Consider the following 668-nt stretch of genomic DNA (forward strand, 5'->3'; position numbering starts at 1 on the left):
CGAACCGAAAGGCAGGTTCCCACGTGTTACTCACCCGTGCGCCACTATGGCCGAAGCCATCGTTCGACTTGCATGTGTTAGGCATGCCGCCAGCGTTCGTTCTGAGCCAGGATCAAACTCTTCATCGTTGATCGTTGTATATTGTATACATGACCCATCCGGTTAAAGCCCAATGCTCAAAAATGATCTTGCTTAAAAATTCTTACTTGGTCGGTCTTTATTAATAAAATAAAAACCGTGCTGTCAACAATATTTCAATGAACTCGCCCTTAATTTATTAAAGGCCCTCGTTTTGTTCTTATTTTTAACTTTCGTTTCGAAAGCGGGTGCAAAAGTAATTTACTTTTCCGTCCCCGGCAAACTTTTCCGGGACTTTTTTTTCAAATGCCCCCTCGACTGCCCGAAATCCCGCTGTACAATGAACTTCCGCTCCCTCTCCTACATCTACCATCCTTCCGAAAGCGGGTGCAAATATAGAAACTTTCCCCGCCTTTTTCCAAATGTTTTTGAAGGTTTTTTTGAACCTTGCCCACAACCCATTGAACAGCTTAGGGTTAGCCGGAAAAAAAACCTTTCTTCTTCCCCCGGAATTGTATAATTATATCAGGATTTATTTAATAACCTGTATAGTTATTTTAGGACGGGTCAATACCGTATCCAAGTAATAG

Annotated in this window: 1 rRNA gene; it reads right to left on the reverse strand. The window is 42.2% G+C overall.

Annotation, left to right across the window (positions count from 1 at the left end):
• A 16S ribosomal RNA gene (locus MKP05_RS21335) occupies nt 1-128 on the reverse strand; the annotation flags it as partial.
• Between the last annotated feature and the right edge of the window lie 540 nt (nt 129-668).

The sequence above is a fragment of the Halomonas flagellata genome (assembly GCF_022487945.1).
GTDB classification, from domain to species: Bacteria; Pseudomonadota; Gammaproteobacteria; order Pseudomonadales; family Halomonadaceae; genus Halomonas; species Halomonas flagellata.